Below are 14920 nucleotides of genomic sequence, written 5' to 3'. Positions count from 1 at the left end.
CCGCCGGGCCGGCCGGCCGTGCCAGGCCGGCGCTTCGGGAAGTTGCGCACGACGCGCCTCCTTCGATCGGGGTCAGGGCCGCGAGCGAGCGACTGCCCGCCCGGTCCGCCGTCCACCCCTCCTCCCGGCACACCGGGGCCGTCCGGCCCTCTGGCCCGGGACGTTGGTCCGGTGTCCGCTCAGCCGGCGGGGCTGTCGGCCCGCAGTTCCCGCAGTGCGGGAAGCAGGGTCGACCGCGCCCAGTCCAGGAACGGCTCCTGGTGCTGCCCGCCGACCTGGACCAGCGCCACTTCCGTGAAGCCCGCCTCCACGAAGGGGCGGACGGCGTCCACGAAGACGTCCACGTCGTCCCCGCACGGCACCGACTCCGCGATGTCCTCGGGGCGGACGTGCTGGGCGGCCTGGTCGAAGGCGGCCGGCCCGGGCAGCTCCGCGTTGACCTTCCAGCCGCCCGCCGACCAGCGGAACTGCTCGTGCGCCCGCTTGACGGCCGCGTCCCGGTCCGGGTCGTAGCAGACGGGCAGCTGGCCGACGCGCGGCTTTCCGGCGCCGCCGGCCCGGTCGAAGGCCTCCAGGAGGTCCCGTTCGGGCTCGATGGCGATCACCAGGTCGGCGAGCCGCCCCGCGAGGTCGCAGGACTTGGCTCCGGAGACGGCGATGCCGATGGGCGGCGGCTCGGCCGGCAGGTCCCACAGCCGCGCGTTCTCCACGTCGAAGTACTGTCCGTGGTGGTTCACCGAGCGGCCTTCGAACAGGCCCCGGATGATTTCCACGGCCTCCTCCAGCATCTCCAGCCGGACGTGCGCCGCGGGCCAGCCCGGTCCGACCACGTGCTCGTTCAGGTTCTCGCCCGAACCGAGGCCCAGCCGGAACCGACCGCCGGACAGCAGCTGCATGGTCGCCGCCTTCTGGGCGACGACCGCGGGGTGGTACCGCATGGTCGGACAGGTCACGTACGTCATCAGCGGGATCCGCGAAGTCGCCTGGGCCGCCGCGCCCAGGACGCTCCACGCGTACGGGGAGTGCCCCTGCTCCTCCAGCCAGGGGAAGTAGTGGTCGGAGGTCACCGAGAAGTCGAAACCGGCCCGCTCCGCACCGACCACGTGCTCGACCAGCTCACGGGGGCCGGCCTGCTCGGTCATCATCGTGTATCCGATTCGCACCATGGGCCGCGTCTTACCGGTCTGCCCCGGCGCGAAACCTGACCGTCGGCCGGATGGGGGAGCCCGCCGGGGGCGTGGGGCGCGCTCCGGCGTACGAGGGGCCAGGCTGGGCAGTCGAAGGGATATTCCCTCACCAAACGGACGACAAGGGAGTTCGTCGTGGCCCACGCAACCGACCCGCCCGCCCCCCAGCCGGCGCACGGCGGTGACCACGGACCGGCGCCGCACGCGGGAGCGGCCGGCCGCTCCCACGTGGCCCTGCGCGTCAACGGGGCCCACCACGACCTCGACCTGGACCACCGCGTCACGCTCCTGGACGCCCTGCGCGAGCACCTCGACCTGACCGGCGCCAAGAAGGGATGCGACCACGGGCAGTGCGGCGCCTGCACCGTCCTCGTGGACGGCCGCCGGGCCAACAGCTGCCTGCTCCTCGCCGTCGCCCTCGACGGCTGCGAGATCACCACCGTGGAGGGCCTCGCCGGCCCCGACGGCGCCCTCCACCCGCTCCAGCGCGCCTTCATCGAACACGACGCCTTCCAGTGCGGCTACTGCACCCCCGGCCAGCTCTGCTCCGCCGTCGGCGCGCTCCGCGAAGCCGCCGCCGGGGACCCCTCGCACGTCACCCCCACCGGGCCCGCGGGCGCGCCGGTGCCCGCCGTACCGAGCGCCGAGGAGCTCAGGGAACGGCTCAGCGGAAACCTGTGCCGCTGCGGCGCCTACCCCGCGATCGTCCGGGCCGTCGCCGCCGCGGGCGCCGACGCCGCCGCCACCAGGACCGGCGCGGACGTGATCGCATGAAGCCCTTCGGCTACCTCCGCCCCACCAGCCTCCGGGAGGCGGCCGACGCCTACGCCGCCCACCCCGGCTCCCGCTACCTCGGCGGCGGCACCAACCTCGTGGACCTGATGAAACTGGGCGTCGAGACCCCCGCCACCCTCATCGACATCACCCGCCTCCCGCTGGCGGAGACCGGCGAACTGCCGGACGGCGGCCTGCGCGTCGGCGCCCTGGTCCGCAACAGCGCCCTGGCCGCCGACCCGCGGGTGCGCACCCGCTACCCGCTGCTCAGCCAGGCGCTGCTGGCCGGGGCCTCGGGCCAGCTGCGCAACGTCGCCACCACCGGCGGCAACCTGCTCCAGCGCACCCGCTGCGGCTACTTCCAGGACCTCTCCAAGCCCTGCAACAAGCGCGAACCCGGCAGCGGCTGCGGGGCCCGCGACGGGATCCACCGCGACCACGCGGTACTCGGGCACTCCGAGCAGTGCATCGCCACCCACCCCTCCGACATGGCCGTGGCGCTGGCCGCACTGGACGCGGAAGTCGAGCTGTACGACGCGGCGGGCACCACCCGGACCGTCGCGGCCACCGAGTTCCACCGGCTGCCCGGGGACCACCCCGAGCAGGACACCGTCATCCGCCCGGGCGAGATCATCACGGCGGTGCTGCTGCCCGCCCCGGCGCCGGGCAGCGTCTCGCTGTACCGCAAGGCCCGCGAACGCGCCTCGTACGCCTTCGCCCTCGCCTCGGTCGCCGTCGTCCTCGACCTCGACGACGGCCGCGTACGCCGGATCGCCCTCGCCTTCGGCGGCCTCGCCCACCGCCCCTGGCGGGCGACGACGGCCGAGGCCCGGCTGACCGGCGCCGCGCCGCACCCCGACACCGTCCGCGCGGCCGTCGACGCGGAACTCGCGCAGGCCAGTCCCCTGCGCGACAACGCGTACAAGATCCCGCTCGCCCGCAACCTCGCCTGCGACGCCATCGCCGCGCTGGCCGGCCCGCACCCCGGTTCCCCCGCCACGCCCTAGCCGGCGCCACCGATCAGGAACAGGACCACGATGAGCCCGACCTCCGTCACCCTCGACACCACCGCCCCCGCGGGCACGGCCCTCGGCGCCCCCACCCCGCGGCGCGAAGGCCGGGAGAAGGTGACCGGCGCAGCCCGCTACGCCGCCGAACACCACCTGCCCCGGCGGGCCTACGCCTGGCCGGTGCCCGCGACCGTCGCCCGCGGCCGGATCACCGCCGTCGACACCGCCGCCGCCCTGGCCCTGCCCGGCGTGCTGGGCGTGCTGACCCCGTACGACGCCCCGCGCCTGGGCCCCTCCGACGATCCCACCCTCCAGCTGCTCCAGGACCTGCGGGTACCGCACCGCGGCTGGTACGTGGCGCTGGCCATCGCCGAGACCCTGGAGCAGGCCCGGACCGCCGCCGACGCGGTGCGCGTCAGCTACGACGCCGAGCCGCACGACGTCACCCTGCGCGCGGACCACCCCGGCCTGTACACCCCCGAGGAGGTCAACGGCGGCTATCCCGCGCACCGGGAACAGGGCGACCCCGACGCGGCGTTCGCCGCCGCGCCCGTACGCGTCGACGCCGTCTACTCCGTGCCGCCGCTGCACAACCACGCCATGGAGCCGCACGCCGCCACCGCCGACTGGGACGCCGAACGCGGCCACCTCACCGTCTACGACTCCTGTCAGGGCACCACGGTGGTGCGCACCGTGCTGGCCGGGCTGTTCCACCTGCCGCAGGACCGGATCACCGTCCTGTCCGAGCACGTGGGCGGCGGGTTCGGCTCCAAGGGCACACCGCGCCCGCACGTCGTCCTCGCCGTCATGGCCACCCGGCACTGCGGACGCCCCGTCACCCTCGCCCTGCCCCGCCAGCAGATGGCCGCCACCGTCGGCCACCGGGCGCCGACCCTGCACCGCCTCCGGCTCGGCGCCCGCCCCGACGGCACCCTCACGGCCCTGAGCCACGAGGTCACCACGTACACCTCCCAGGTGCGCGAGTTCGTCGAGCAGGCCGGCGTACCCGCCCGGGTGATGTACGCCGTCCAGGACAGCCGCACCACCCACCGGGTCACCGCGCTCGACGTGCCCACGCCCTCCTGGATGCGGGCCCCCGGCGAGACCCCCGGCATGTACGCCCTGGAGTCGGCCATGGACGAACTGGCCGACGCCCTGGGCCTGGACCCGGTCGAGCTGCGCGTGCGCAACGACCCGGCCACCGAGCCCGACAGCGGCCGCCCGTTCAGCAGCCGCCACCTCGTGGAGTGCCTGCGCGACGGTGCGCGCAGGTTCGGCTGGCCCGGCCGCCGCCCGCCCCGCCGGGAGGGGCCGCTGCTGATCGGAACCGGGGTGGCGGCCGCCACCTACCCCGTGTACATCGCGCCCGCGGGGGCCCGGGCGCACGCCCGCCCCGACGGGAGCTACCTGGTCGAGGTCAACGCCACCGACATCGGCACCGGCGCCCGTACCGTCCTCTCCCAGATCGCCGCCGACGCCCTGCACGTCCCGCTCGACGCCGTCGCGCTGGCCCTCGGCAACAGCGAGCTGCCGGCCGGCCCCGTCGCCGGCGGTTCCACCGGCACGGCGTCCTGGGGCTGGGCGGTGCACGACGCCTGTACGGCGCTGACCGACCGGCTGGCCCGCCACCAGGGGCCGCTGCCCGCCTCGGGGCTCTCCGCCTCCGCCGACACCACGCAGTCGGCGAAGCAGAAGTCGCCTTACGCGCGCCACGCCTTCGGTGCGCACTTCGCCGAGGTACAGGCGGACACCGTCACGGGCGAGGTACGCGTGCGCCGGCTGCTCGGCGTCTTCGCCGCCGGCCGCATCCTCAACCCGCAAACCGCCCGCTCCCAGTTCATCGGGGGGATGGTGATGGGTCTGGGCATGGCGCTGACCGAACACAGCGGCCTCGACCCCGCGTTCGGTGACTTCGCGGAGCGCGACCTGGCTTCCTACCACGTACCGGCGAACGCGGACGTCCCCGCCATCGAGGCCCACTGGATCGACGAGCACGACAAACACCTCAACCCGATGGGCAGCAAGGGCATCGGTGAGATCGGCATCGTGGGCGCCGCCGCGGCCATCGGGAACGCGGTGAGCCAGGCCACCGGCCGGCGCCTGCGGGAGCTGCCCCTGACCCCGGACCGGGTCCTGGCCGCCATCGAGGGCCGGGACGGATGACGGCAGGGCGTACGCCGGACGCGCGCCGGCCGTGGCGGGCCGGGGCCGCCACGGCCGGGGAGCCGCGGCCGCGCGGTGCGTCAGCCGGAGGACAGGGCCCGGAGCAGGTCACCGACGGCCGGGTCCGGCAGCGCCCGGGCCACATCGGCCTGCGCGACCGCCCCGACCAGCCGGTGCCCGTCGATCACGCGGCAGCCGGCGGACCTTGTCTCCCGCATCGTGCGCAGGATCTCCTGCGCGTCGTCGTCGGCGCCGATGGTCACGGCCTCGCCCTGGGCGAGGCCGCCTGCCTCGGTGTCGGCGGGGTCCTTGCCCTGGCCCGGCCACCCCGAGGCCGGTCATCTTGCGTGCGGCCTAGTGGACGGTCTCGTCCTCTCCGATGCAGTCGGCGCCTTCGGTCATGGTCTCGCGTGCGGTGGTCATGGACGTGTCGCTCACGCGGTAACGCCCCGATTCGAGATCGTTCGGCGCATTCGCGCGCCGTCCGCGGGCAGGCCGTACCGGGACCCCTCAACCGTCGGACGAGAAAGGGCAGACCCATGACGGACGCCTCGTACGTCACCGGCGCCTCGTGGGCCGTGGACGGCGGCATGCTCCGCATGGGCCCGATGGCGGGCTCCCACCTGGCCGACGACCGCTGGCGGACCCCCTGAGCGGCTGGCCCGGGGGCCTCGCCCGCACCGTTCGCGGCCGGCGGCGGGGGGTGTAGACCGCGAGGTTCCACCGCCCCCGGCGGGCAGGCGACGGGCATGCACGCACACAACCCCGACCCCGATCCGAAGAACACCCCCGGACTGGAACCTGGCGCGGAGTACCGCCCGGCGAGACCCCGCCCGCAGAAGCCGGAACCAGCTCCGGCGCGGGGCCCCACCGCCCGCTGAAGCCCGGCTGGGGCAACGGCCCGCTGGTGGCCGTCTGCGTCGTCGCCATCCTCTGCGCGGCCTTCTTCCTCGCCTACGCGATCATCCTCGCCACCCGGTGAGAGATCCGCCCCCGTCCCGCCACCGGCCCCTCCGGAGCTTCCTCAGAGGGCGCACCCGCTGATCACGGGGGTGGTGCCGCTCCGGGGCCCACGCCGTGCCATGCTCAAAGGGTGCAGGCCGAATCCGCTCTTCCAGATGACGCCGCGGTACCCGAGGGGTTCGCGTCGGCGGTGTCCGACGACGGCGCGGCGCCCGAGGTGCTGGCGCTGGCCAAGGTCGTCGCCAGGCTCCGCACGGAGATCGCGAGCCTGGAAGCGCTGGCGTCCACCGCGGCCGTGCTGGAGCGGGCCAAAGGCGTCTTGATGGCCCGCTCGGGCGTCTCGGCCGAGCAGGCCTACGAAGCGCTGGTGGCCGCGGCCGAGGCGCAGGGCCGCACGCTCATGGAGCAGTGCTGGACCGTCCTCGGCCAGAGCAGCTCCCAGGCCGCCTCCGAACCCGTCGCCCGGCGTGTCGTCCTGCCCTCCAAGGAAGCGGAACCGGTCGGGTCCGTGTTCAGCTCCGGCCGTTACCTCGCCCGTGGCAGCCGGGCCCGCGGCGGCCCCGCCGCCGAGCAGCCGGCCGACCCCCGCCGGCTGCTCGCCGGGCTGGCCGGCCGGCTGACGGACGCGCGGACCGCCGACGACGTCGCCGAGTTCCTGCGCGACGCCCTGGCCGACGGCTTCGGGGTCGACGGCGTGATGATCTACTCGATGGCCGAGGCCGGCCGACTGGAGCTGACCGGCCACGCCGGCATCGACTCGGCCGTCGTCGGCCAATGGCGCGACATCCCGCCGCTCGCCAACATCGCCGCGCTGGACGCGATGACCGGCGAGCGGCCCGTCTGGCTGGAGGACGCGGCAGCCGCGGCCCAGCGCTACCAGCTCATCGGCGGCAACGCGCAGCGATGGCCCACGCGCGCCTGGGTCCCGGTAGCGGGCGCCGGCAGCCCGGCCGACCTCGCCGTCGGCTTCTTCCGGGGCGTGCCCGGCCCCTTCGACGAGAGCACGCGGACCGTACTGTGCGAAGCCGCGGCGCTGTGCTCCGGCCCCCTGCGCGCCGTCCGGAGCCCGCTCACCGTCCCGCTGGACCCCGAGGTGAGCGCCATCCAGGCCGTTTTCGAGGCGCTGCCCGGCACCGCCATCCTGCTCTCGCCCCTGCGTGCGCCGACGGGCGAGGTCGAGGACTACCGGATCGAGGCGGCTGCGCCCGACTCGGTGGACGTCGCCGGCCGCCGGGGCAAGGAGCTCATCGGCCGGCGCGTCCTGGAGACCTACCCCACCGTGGCCGGCACCGCCTTGTGGCAGGGCTACCTCGACGCCCTCACCACCGGGACCACGTACGTGGGCGAGCCGTTCGCCTACCAGGAAGTCGTGGCGGGCGTCCCCGAGCAGTCCACGTACTCCGTACGGGCGACCCGGCTGGGCGGTCGGCTCGTCGTCACCTGGATCCGCCACGACGTCACGAAGCGCGAGGCGCGCCGGCTGGCCGCCATGCAGCGCCTGGGCAACCTCGGCTGGGCCGACTGGAACCTGATCACGAACACCATCAACTGGTCCGAGCACGTCTACGCCATCTTCCGCCGCGACCCGGAGCTGGGTCCCATGACGCTGGAGGAACTGCCCGAACACCTGCTGCCCGACGACCTGCCCGCGCTGGCCGCCGACGTCGAGCGGCTGCTGCGCGGCGGGGGCGCCATCGACCGGCGGTTCCGCGTGGTCGTCGCGGACGGCGTACGGCACCTGCGCATCGTCGCCGAGGCCGAAACGGACGCGGAGGGCACTCCGGTGGAGGTGCACGGCTTCTTCCAGGACCTCACCGCGCAGCGCGACGCCGAAGTGGCCCTGCGCGAGAGCGAACGGGCCGTCCTGGTCCAACGGGGCATGCTCCAGGCCGAGCGCACCCTCGCCGCCCGGCTCCAGCACGCGCTGCTGCCGACGCCCGAGCGGTCGATGGAACTCGCCGGCCTGCGCGTCGACGTGGCCTACCTGCCCTCCGACAGCGGGGTGAACGTCGGCGGCGACTGGTACAGCGCGATAGAGCTCCCCGACCACAGCGCGCTGTTCGTCGTCGGTGACGTCGCCGGACACGGCCTGGACGCGGTCGGCACCATGGCCCAGCTCAGGTTCACGGCCAAGGGCATGATCGTGACCGGCTCGGCGCTCGCCGACGCCCTGACCCGGCTCAACACCCTCCTGATCCACACGCCCCCGGACGGGTTCGGCACCTCGGCCACCGCCACCATGATCATGGCCCGCTACTGGCCGCAGGAGCACCGGCTGGCCTGGGTACGGGCCGGACACCTGCCGCCGCTGCTGGTGCGCGACGGCCGCGCCGAGTACCTGCCGCTGCCCGAAGGCGGCCTGCTCGGCGCCGGGTTCGCGTGCGCCTACGAGGAGGTCACGCTCCGCCTGGAGCCCGGTGACCACCTGCTGCTCTACACCGACGGGCTCATCGAGGTGCCGGGGGAGAGCATCGACCGGGGGCTCGACCGGCTCGCGCGGGCCGCGGTCGACACGGTGGCCGGGGAGCGGCCCGAACCGCTGGCCCGGCTGCTGGCGGCGCTGCAACCGGGCCGGCGCGACGACGTGTGCGTCCTGGACATCCACCTGCCCGTCAGCCGCCCCCCGGCGGAGAGCGGCTGACGGGCGGTCGGGTCAGCGGGCGGCGGCCCCGATCACGCCGAGGCGGCCCTGCTCACGCCGAGGCGGCCCTGTTCACGCCGAGGCGGGGAAGCGGTCCCAGACGCGGTGGGTGGCCAGCAGCCCGATGACCTCCGAGAGCGCCGCCGGACCGTTCTTCGCGTCGACCAGGCCGGGTGCGCCGGCCGGCAGGCCGGCCTCCTGCCAGACCGACTCCGCGCCGTCCCAGCCGGCGATCGCCTTGGCGTGCCGGAAGGCCTCCGAGACGAGCAGCAGCACCCGGGGGTCGGTGCCCGCGGCGGCCGCGGCGGCGGACTTGCGCCCGCTCTTCTTGGCCCCGGCCTTCGCGTCGCGCGGGCCCTTCGCGTCCGCGCCCGGCGCCGGGACGCCCGCCACCAACAGGGCGTCGAACTCGACGGAGCGGGCGTTGGCGAAGGTGCGCTGTACGGGCAGGGCGTTCTTGCCGGTGCCGAGGGCGCCGGCGGTCGGGGCGATGATCAGGGGGACCATGCCGGCGTCGAGAACGGCCTGCCGCAGACCGCTGAGCGCCTTCACATCGCCGTCCGGTCCGGCGATGATGCCGATCACCCGCCCGTCCAGCGGCCAGGTCTGCCCGATCTGGGAGAGCGCGGGGCTCGGCTTCGGCTTGGCGAGCGGCTCCGTGGGGGCCGGGGCGGGCAGCCCGAGGCCGGCCGCGACCTGCTCGCACAGCTCGGTGTCGATGTTGGCGAGCACCGCCAGCGCGCGCTGCCTGATGGTGGGCTCGTAGCACTTGCTCAGCTCGAACGTGTAGGCCGAGATGATGTGTTCCCGCTCCACCGGCGTCATGCTGAGCCAGAACAGCCGGGGCTGGCGGAAATGGTCCGCGAACGACTCGGGCGCCTCGCGGACCTTGCGCGCCGCCGGTGTTTCGACCGGCACCTCGATGTAGGCGCCGGTATCGGCTCCGGCGAGGAACGGGCAGCCCCCGTCGAGGGAGTTGGGCCGGTACGGCGCCGTCCCGGAGTGCACGGCCGTCTGGTGCATGCCGTCGCGCAGCATGTCGTTGACCGGGGCGTGCGGGCGGTTGACCGGGATCTGGGCGAAGTTGGGGCCGCCGAGCCGGCTGATCTGCGTGTCGAGGTAGGAGAAGAGCCGTCCGGCCAGCAGCGGGTCGTTGGTGACGTCGATCCCGGGTACCAGGTGACCGGGGTGGAAGGCGACCTGCTCGGTCTCGGCGAAGAAGTTCGACGGGTTGCGGTTGAGCGTCATGATGCCGATCGGCTGGACCGGCGCCAGCTCCTCCGGCACGATCTTCGTCGGGTCGAGCAGGTCGATCCCTTCGAACATCTGGTCAGGGGTGTCGGGGAAGGTCTGCACGCCCAGTTCCCACTGCGGGTAGGCGCCGGACTCGATGGCGTCGGCGAGGTCGCGCCGGTGGAAGTCGGGGTCGATGCCGTTGGTGATCTGCGCTTCCTCCCAGACCAGGGAGTGCACGCCCAGCTTCGGCTTCCAGTGGAACTTCACCAGGGTCGTGGCGCCCTTGGCGTTGACCAGCCGGAAGGTGTGGATCCCGAATCCCTCCATCATCCGGTAGGAGCGGGGGATACCGCGATCCGACATGTTCCACAGCGTGTGGTGGGTCGCCTCGGTGTGCAGGGACACGAAGTCCCAGAAGGTGTCGTGCGCGCTCTGGGCCTGCGGGATCTCCCGGTCGGGGTGCGGCTTCCCGGCGTGGATGATGTCCGGGAACTTGACCGCGTCCTGGATGAAGAAGACCGGGATGTTGTTGCCGACCAGGTCGAAGGTGCCCTCGCCGGTGTAGAACTTCGTCGCGAAGCCCCGGGTGTCGCGGACGGTGTCGGCGGATCCGCGCGAGCCCAGCACGGTGGAGAAGCGTACGAAGACCTCGGTCTCGGCCCCCTTCGCCAGGAAGGCCGCCTTGGTGATCCGCGCCGCCGTGCCGTAGGCCTGGAACACGCCGTGCGCGGCCGCGCCGCGGGCGTGGACCACGCGCTCGGGGATGCGCTCGTGGTCGAAATGGGTGATCTTCTCGCGCAGGTGGTGGTCCTGGAGCAGGACCGGTCCGCGCGGTCCGGCCTTGAGCGAGTGGTCCGTGTCGTAGAGCCGGGCGCCCTGTGCGGTCGTCAGGTACGGGCCGCTCTGGGCCACCGCCTCCTGGGGGACGCCGGTCGGCCGCCCGGTCGGGGTGAAGGTGTCCGGACCGCTCTGGTCCGCCTTGGGCGGCAGCGGGTCACGGGGCTTGACCGGCTCGTTGAACCCCGGGGGCTCGGGCGCCGGCCGGCCGGGAACGCCGTTGGCCACCGCGGGGGTGGCGGCCGGTTCGACCGGAGGAGTCCTCGGGGCGCTCTTCTTCGCCGGGACAGCCTTCTTCGCCTTCTTCTGAACCATTGCGGATTGCCTTCCGGTCCGGTGGGTCTTCGATGGGACGGGTCGTCTTCGATGGGACGGGTCCTGCGTGCGGGCGGCCGGGCCGCCCGCTCACACGGTGCTGGGCTGTGGGCCGGGAGCCTCGTACCAGGCCCGGCGCTCCCGCGGCTGCCGGGGGACGCTCGCGCCGTCACCGGCGCGGACGGCTCCGACCACGCGGTCGTGCAGCAGCCGGCTCCGGTATCCCGACGGGCACGGAGCGGGGCTGCCGGTCACGGTGAACCAGCGCGTCGCGCCGCTGCGCCGGACGCTGACCCGGGCGTGCCCGTCGGTCCAGCTCGTCCGGACGTCCACGGTTCCCGTCAGGACGCCCGCTTCCCGCGTCGCGACACCGCCCGGCCCTGCGGCCACCGAGCGCGTCGTCCACGTTGCCCATCCCATGGTGCTGCCCTTCCCGCGTACGTTCCGGCGCCCCGAGGGGCGCCGACGATCGGCGGCTACCCCCTGCCGTGAAAGGCATGCGCCGGTCCGTATCCGCCGGTATGGGGGGATTGCTCAGGCGGGTGGGACGCGGGCAGCCACGCAGCGTGGCAGCTTCGCGTACGACGCACGGGGGGCGGGCGGCCGCCGCGGCCTTCGAACAGGCCCTGGGAGCGGAGGACTTCGGCGGCGTCTGCGCCCGCCTGGCGCCCCGGACCCGCGCAGAGGTGGCGGACTCCGGGGACGCGGGCGCGGGCTGCGCGGCGGCGGTCGCCGGTGTCGCCCCGCCAGCGGTGGGCGCGCCGGTACACGTGACGGTGTACGGCCGCCAGGCACAGGTCGCCGGTCCGGGCGACACCTTGTTGCTGTCCCAGTTCGACCGCGGGGGAAGGTCGTGGCCGCGGGCTGTGAACCCCGGCCGGGACAGCCGTACCAGTACGCCTTCCTGCTCTGCTGGCTCGCCCAGTCGATCGCCGGCACCGCCGCCTACGACGAGGAGCAGCTGCGCGGCCTCCAGGACCCCATTGCCTGGCACCAGTACCTGACCTCTGCCGACTTCCGGTCGCGGACCGTGCAGAACTGGCAGTCGGAGTTCCTGGCCGTGGCCTCGACGGCCATCCTCTCCATCTACCTGCGCCAGCGCGGGTCCCCCGAGTCCAAGCCCGTCGGCGCCTCGCACGGCGCCACCGGCGTGGCGGGCTGAGCCGGCGCTCACCGGGCGGTCACGGCCACGACGGCTCCTTGCGCGGCACCACCACCAGCTCGGAGACCACGCTGCCGGGCGGCGCCGACAAGGCGTACAGCACGGTGTCGGCGACGACGTCCGGGCTCTGCAACATCGATACGTCCGCGTCCGGGAAGCGCTCCATGATGAAGGGGGTCTCCATCCCGCCCGCGATGACGCCGGTGACGCCGATGCCCGTGCAGTCCCGCTGCGCCTCCTTGAAGAGGGTGTGCGTGAACGCCCGCAGCCCCGACTTGCTCGCCGAGTACGGTCCCGCCTCGGTCCAGGTGCGGTTGGACGCCGTGGAGAGGATGTTGACGATGTGGCCGCCGCCCCGGGCGACCATGCGCCGGTAGACCTCCAGGCACAGGTACATCGGCCCGAGCAGGTTGGTGGTGACCACCCGGGTCACCTCCTGCGCCGTCAGGTGCTCGATCGGCTTGGAGACGTCCACGGCGGCGTTGTTGACCAGGATGTCCAGCGCCTGGCCGTCCTCGTCGAGGTCGCGGAACACCCTCGACACCGCCGCCGGGTCGCAGACGTCCAGCTCGACGAACCGGGCCTCGCCGCCGGCCACCATCAGATCGGCGCACAGCTCCTGCGCCAGGTCCTTGCGTACGTCCGCCACCACCACGGAAGCCCCCGCGGCCGCCAGCCGCCGCGCGATCGAGGCACCCAGGCCGCGCGCCCCGCCGGTCACCAGGGCCCGTTGGCCGTGTAGGTCGACCTGCACCCGACTCTCCATCTGGCATCCTTCCTCGTTACCGCCCGCTACCGGTCGCGCTGGGTGAACGGCCGGTCGCCTCTCGTCTCCCACTGTGAGTGCGGCCCTCCCGGTGGGCACGCCGGACTACGCCGCCTGCGGCCGCCGCGCCGGTGACCCGCGCCACAGCGCGGGTACGCCCCGGCAGGCCGGGCGGTTCCTGTGATGAAACCCACCAGAAGTCCACGGGCCGGGCCGGGCAAGGGATTCGGGCGCGCCGGGCGGCCGGGGGAGCCGGCCCGCACCCCGCCGGGGGATTTCGTCTGCCACGATATTTCGCCGGGACAGCACCGCCGGCGCCGCAGCACCGCGCCACCGGTGCACCGGCCGCGCGGCTCGCGCGCACCCCCGCCCGAACCGCCGCTCCCGGCCACCGCCACCGGCCACTGCGCCCCGGCCATCCACCCAGCCTGCCGAGCCCCGGGCTGCTCCCCGAAGAAATCGACTGTGCCTTCCTCGAAGCCCCTCGTGCCCGGCCCCCGCCCCACGCCCGCCGCCGCCCCCGCCCGTGCCGCCTCCCGCTCGCCGTGGCGCTCCCTGCGCTACCGCAGCATGCGCTGGTGGTCCGTCGCCAACTTCGTCTCCAACACCGGAACGTGGATGCAGCTGACGGTGCAGAACCTGCTGGTGCTCCAGATCACCGGCTCCGCGGCCGCCACCGGACTGTCCATGTCCGTCCAGGCGGCGCCCGGCCTCCTGATGGGGCTGGCCGGCGGCGCGGCCGTGGACCGCTGGCCCCGGAAGCTGACCGCGGCCGTCAGCCAGGCGCTGCTGGGCGCCGTCGCGTTCCTGACCGCGTTCCTCGTCGCGTTCGACCAGCTCGACCTGGCCGTCCTCATGGTGCTCGCCGCCACCACCGGGCTCATCGCCACCGTCGACGGCCCGGCCTGCGCCCTGCTCGGCAACGACCTCGTCCGTACGGAGGACGTCCCCTCCGCCATCGGCGTCGGCTCCCTCGTGCACAACGCCGGACGGCTGGCCGGTGCCGCCCTCGCCGGTGTCACGGTCGCCTTCCTCGGCACCGGCGCCGCCTACGCCGCCAACGGCGTCTCCTTCCTCTTCGTCGCCGCCGTCATCCCCTTCCTCAAGGCGGCCCGGCAGAGCGGACCCGCCGCGCCGCGCGACGAGTCCCGGCGCGCGGACGCCGCGGAGCGTACGGACGCCGGCGCGGGCATGAGCGCCCGCGAGGGCCTGGTGTTCTTCCTGCGCCGCCCCCGGCTGGTCGCGCTCGCGGGCATCAGCGGCCTCAGCGCCCTGCTGGGACGCAACTACGGCCTGACCCTCGTCGTGCTCGTCACCGGCCCCCTGGCGGGCGACGCCGCGGCCTTCGGCACGGTCTCCACCGTGCTGGCGGTCGGCGGCATCCTGGGCGCGGTGCTCGGCGCGCGGCTGCGCAAGCCCACGGTGCGCTTCGTCGGCGTGCTCGCGGCGGCCGGGGCGCTGCTCCAGGTACTGGCCGGGCTGTCGCCCTCGCTCGCCGTGCTGCTGGTCCTGGTCCTGCCGATGGCGGTGGCCGAGTCGGTGTCGGAGACGGCCGGCACCACCGTCCTGCAGACCGATCCGCCCGCCCACATGCGCGGGCGCGTGCTCGGCGTGTGGAGCACGGTGAAGACCCTCTGGGGCCTCGCGGCCCCGCCGACGCTCGGCCTGCTGATGGAGCTGGCCGGGGTGCGCGGCGCCCTGGTCGCGGGCGGACTGGTCGTCTTCGCCGTGCTGACCGCGGGCCTGCTGCTGCGCGGCCGGCGCGACGGCCCGGTCGGGGCTGGAGGCCGTGGCCTGATGTCCGGGAGGCCGGGCGGGCGGGCTCCGCGGCCGGGCGTCAGCGGGCGGCTCTTGGACCCGGCTCAC

General features: G+C 74.5%; 10 protein-coding genes and 3 pseudogenes. 8 read left to right on the top strand and 5 right to left on the bottom strand.

The features are described from left to right. Positions 1-179 precede the first annotated feature (179 nt). Entirely contained in the window at positions 180-1166 is a 987-nt protein-coding gene (locus ACZ4M3_RS22965) for an LLM class F420-dependent oxidoreductase (protein ID WP_467735410.1), read from the bottom strand. Between the two features lie 156 nt (positions 1167-1322). Here ACZ4M3_RS22965 and ACZ4M3_RS22960 point away from each other — a divergent pair, with 156 nt between their 5' ends. From ACZ4M3_RS22960 to ACZ4M3_RS22950, 3 genes are read left to right on the top strand one after another with little or no spacing between them, the layout of a single operon-like run. Then, on the top strand, positions 1323-1961 hold the full coding sequence (locus ACZ4M3_RS22960; protein ID WP_467735408.1) for a 2Fe-2S iron-sulfur cluster-binding protein: 639 nt from the start codon (positions 1323-1325) through the stop codon (positions 1959-1961). After that, complete coding sequence (locus ACZ4M3_RS22955; RefSeq protein WP_467735406.1) at positions 1958-2968, top strand: FAD binding domain-containing protein; 1011 nt, start codon at positions 1958-1960, stop codon at positions 2966-2968. Before ACZ4M3_RS22960 ends, ACZ4M3_RS22955 begins: the two co-directional genes overlap by 4 nt. Before the next feature lie 30 nt (positions 2969-2998). Continuing rightward, positions 2999-5134, top strand: a complete 2136-nt coding sequence (locus ACZ4M3_RS22950) for a xanthine dehydrogenase family protein molybdopterin-binding subunit (protein ID WP_467735404.1) — start codon at positions 2999-3001, stop codon at positions 5132-5134. A gap of 80 nt (positions 5135-5214) precedes the next feature. Here the strand turns inward: ACZ4M3_RS22950 and ACZ4M3_RS22945 are convergent, their stop codons facing one another. Then, entirely contained in the window at positions 5215-5397 is a 183-nt protein-coding gene (locus tag ACZ4M3_RS22945; RefSeq protein ID WP_467735402.1) for a CBS domain-containing protein, read from the bottom strand. 282 nt (positions 5398-5679) lie between these two features. Here ACZ4M3_RS22945 and ACZ4M3_RS22940 point away from each other — a divergent pair. The 3 genes and pseudogenes from ACZ4M3_RS22940 to ACZ4M3_RS22930 all read left to right on the top strand — a co-directional run. Beyond that, positions 5680-5787: pseudogene (locus ACZ4M3_RS22940) on the top strand (SDR family oxidoreductase); the annotation flags it as partial. Between the two features lie 170 nt (positions 5788-5957). Next, positions 5958-6116: pseudogene (locus ACZ4M3_RS22935) on the top strand (DUF6480 family protein); the annotation flags it as partial. Between the two features lie 111 nt (positions 6117-6227). Continuing rightward, entirely contained in the window at positions 6228-8738 is a 2511-nt protein-coding gene (locus ACZ4M3_RS22930) for a SpoIIE family protein phosphatase (protein WP_467735400.1), read from the top strand. Positions 8739-8810: 72 nt separating this feature from the next. On the opposite strand, the gene ACZ4M3_RS22925 is transcribed toward ACZ4M3_RS22930, so the two are convergent. Together ACZ4M3_RS22925 and ACZ4M3_RS22920 are read right to left on the bottom strand one after the other, a co-directional pair. After that, complete coding sequence (locus ACZ4M3_RS22925) at positions 8811-11126, bottom strand: catalase (protein WP_467735398.1); 2316 nt, start codon at positions 11124-11126, stop codon at positions 8811-8813. 90 nt (positions 11127-11216) lie between these two features. Next, positions 11217-11546 carry a hypothetical protein gene (locus ACZ4M3_RS22920; protein ID WP_467735397.1) on the bottom strand — a complete coding sequence of 110 codons (330 nt, stop codon included), beginning with the start codon at positions 11544-11546 and terminating at the stop codon, positions 11217-11219. 481 nt (positions 11547-12027) lie between these two features. On the opposite strand from ACZ4M3_RS22920, the pseudogene ACZ4M3_RS22915 reads away from it, so the two are divergent. Then, a pseudogene (locus ACZ4M3_RS22915) lies at positions 12028-12288 on the top strand (DUF6766 family protein); the annotation flags it as partial. Positions 12289-12307: 19 nt separating this feature from the next. Here ACZ4M3_RS22915 and ACZ4M3_RS22910 read toward each other — a convergent pair. Next, positions 12308-13054, bottom strand: a complete 747-nt coding sequence (locus ACZ4M3_RS22910; protein WP_467735395.1) for an SDR family oxidoreductase — start codon at positions 13052-13054, stop codon at positions 12308-12310. 570 nt (positions 13055-13624) lie between these two features. Here ACZ4M3_RS22910 and ACZ4M3_RS22905 point away from each other — a divergent pair. Next, the coding region (locus tag ACZ4M3_RS22905; RefSeq protein WP_467735490.1) for an MFS transporter at positions 13625-14920 on the top strand (1296 nt) is incomplete at its 3' end.

This window comes from Streptomyces sp. NPDC026522, from assembly GCF_055567555.1.
This window is presented reverse-complemented; position numbering and strand designations above follow the sequence as displayed.

Coding starts and splice junctions, on each gene's coding strand:
- ACZ4M3_RS22965 (WP_467735410.1), bottom strand. CDS start 1,166: ATGGTGCGAATCGGATACACGATGATGACCGAGCAGGCCGGCCCCCGT.
- ACZ4M3_RS22955 (WP_467735406.1), top strand. CDS start 1,958: ATGAAGCCCTTCGGCTACCTCCGCCCCACCAGCCTCCGGGAGGCGGCC.
- ACZ4M3_RS22950 (WP_467735404.1), top strand. CDS start 2,999: ATGAGCCCGACCTCCGTCACCCTCGACACCACCGCCCCCGCGGGCACG.
- ACZ4M3_RS22925 (WP_467735398.1), bottom strand. CDS start 11,126: ATGGTTCAGAAGAAGGCGAAGAAGGCTGTCCCGGCGAAGAAGAGCGCC.
- ACZ4M3_RS22920 (WP_467735397.1), bottom strand. CDS start 11,546: ATGGGATGGGCAACGTGGACGACGCGCTCGGTGGCCGCAGGGCCGGGC.
- ACZ4M3_RS22910 (WP_467735395.1), bottom strand. CDS start 13,054: ATGGAGAGTCGGGTGCAGGTCGACCTACACGGCCAACGGGCCCTGGTG.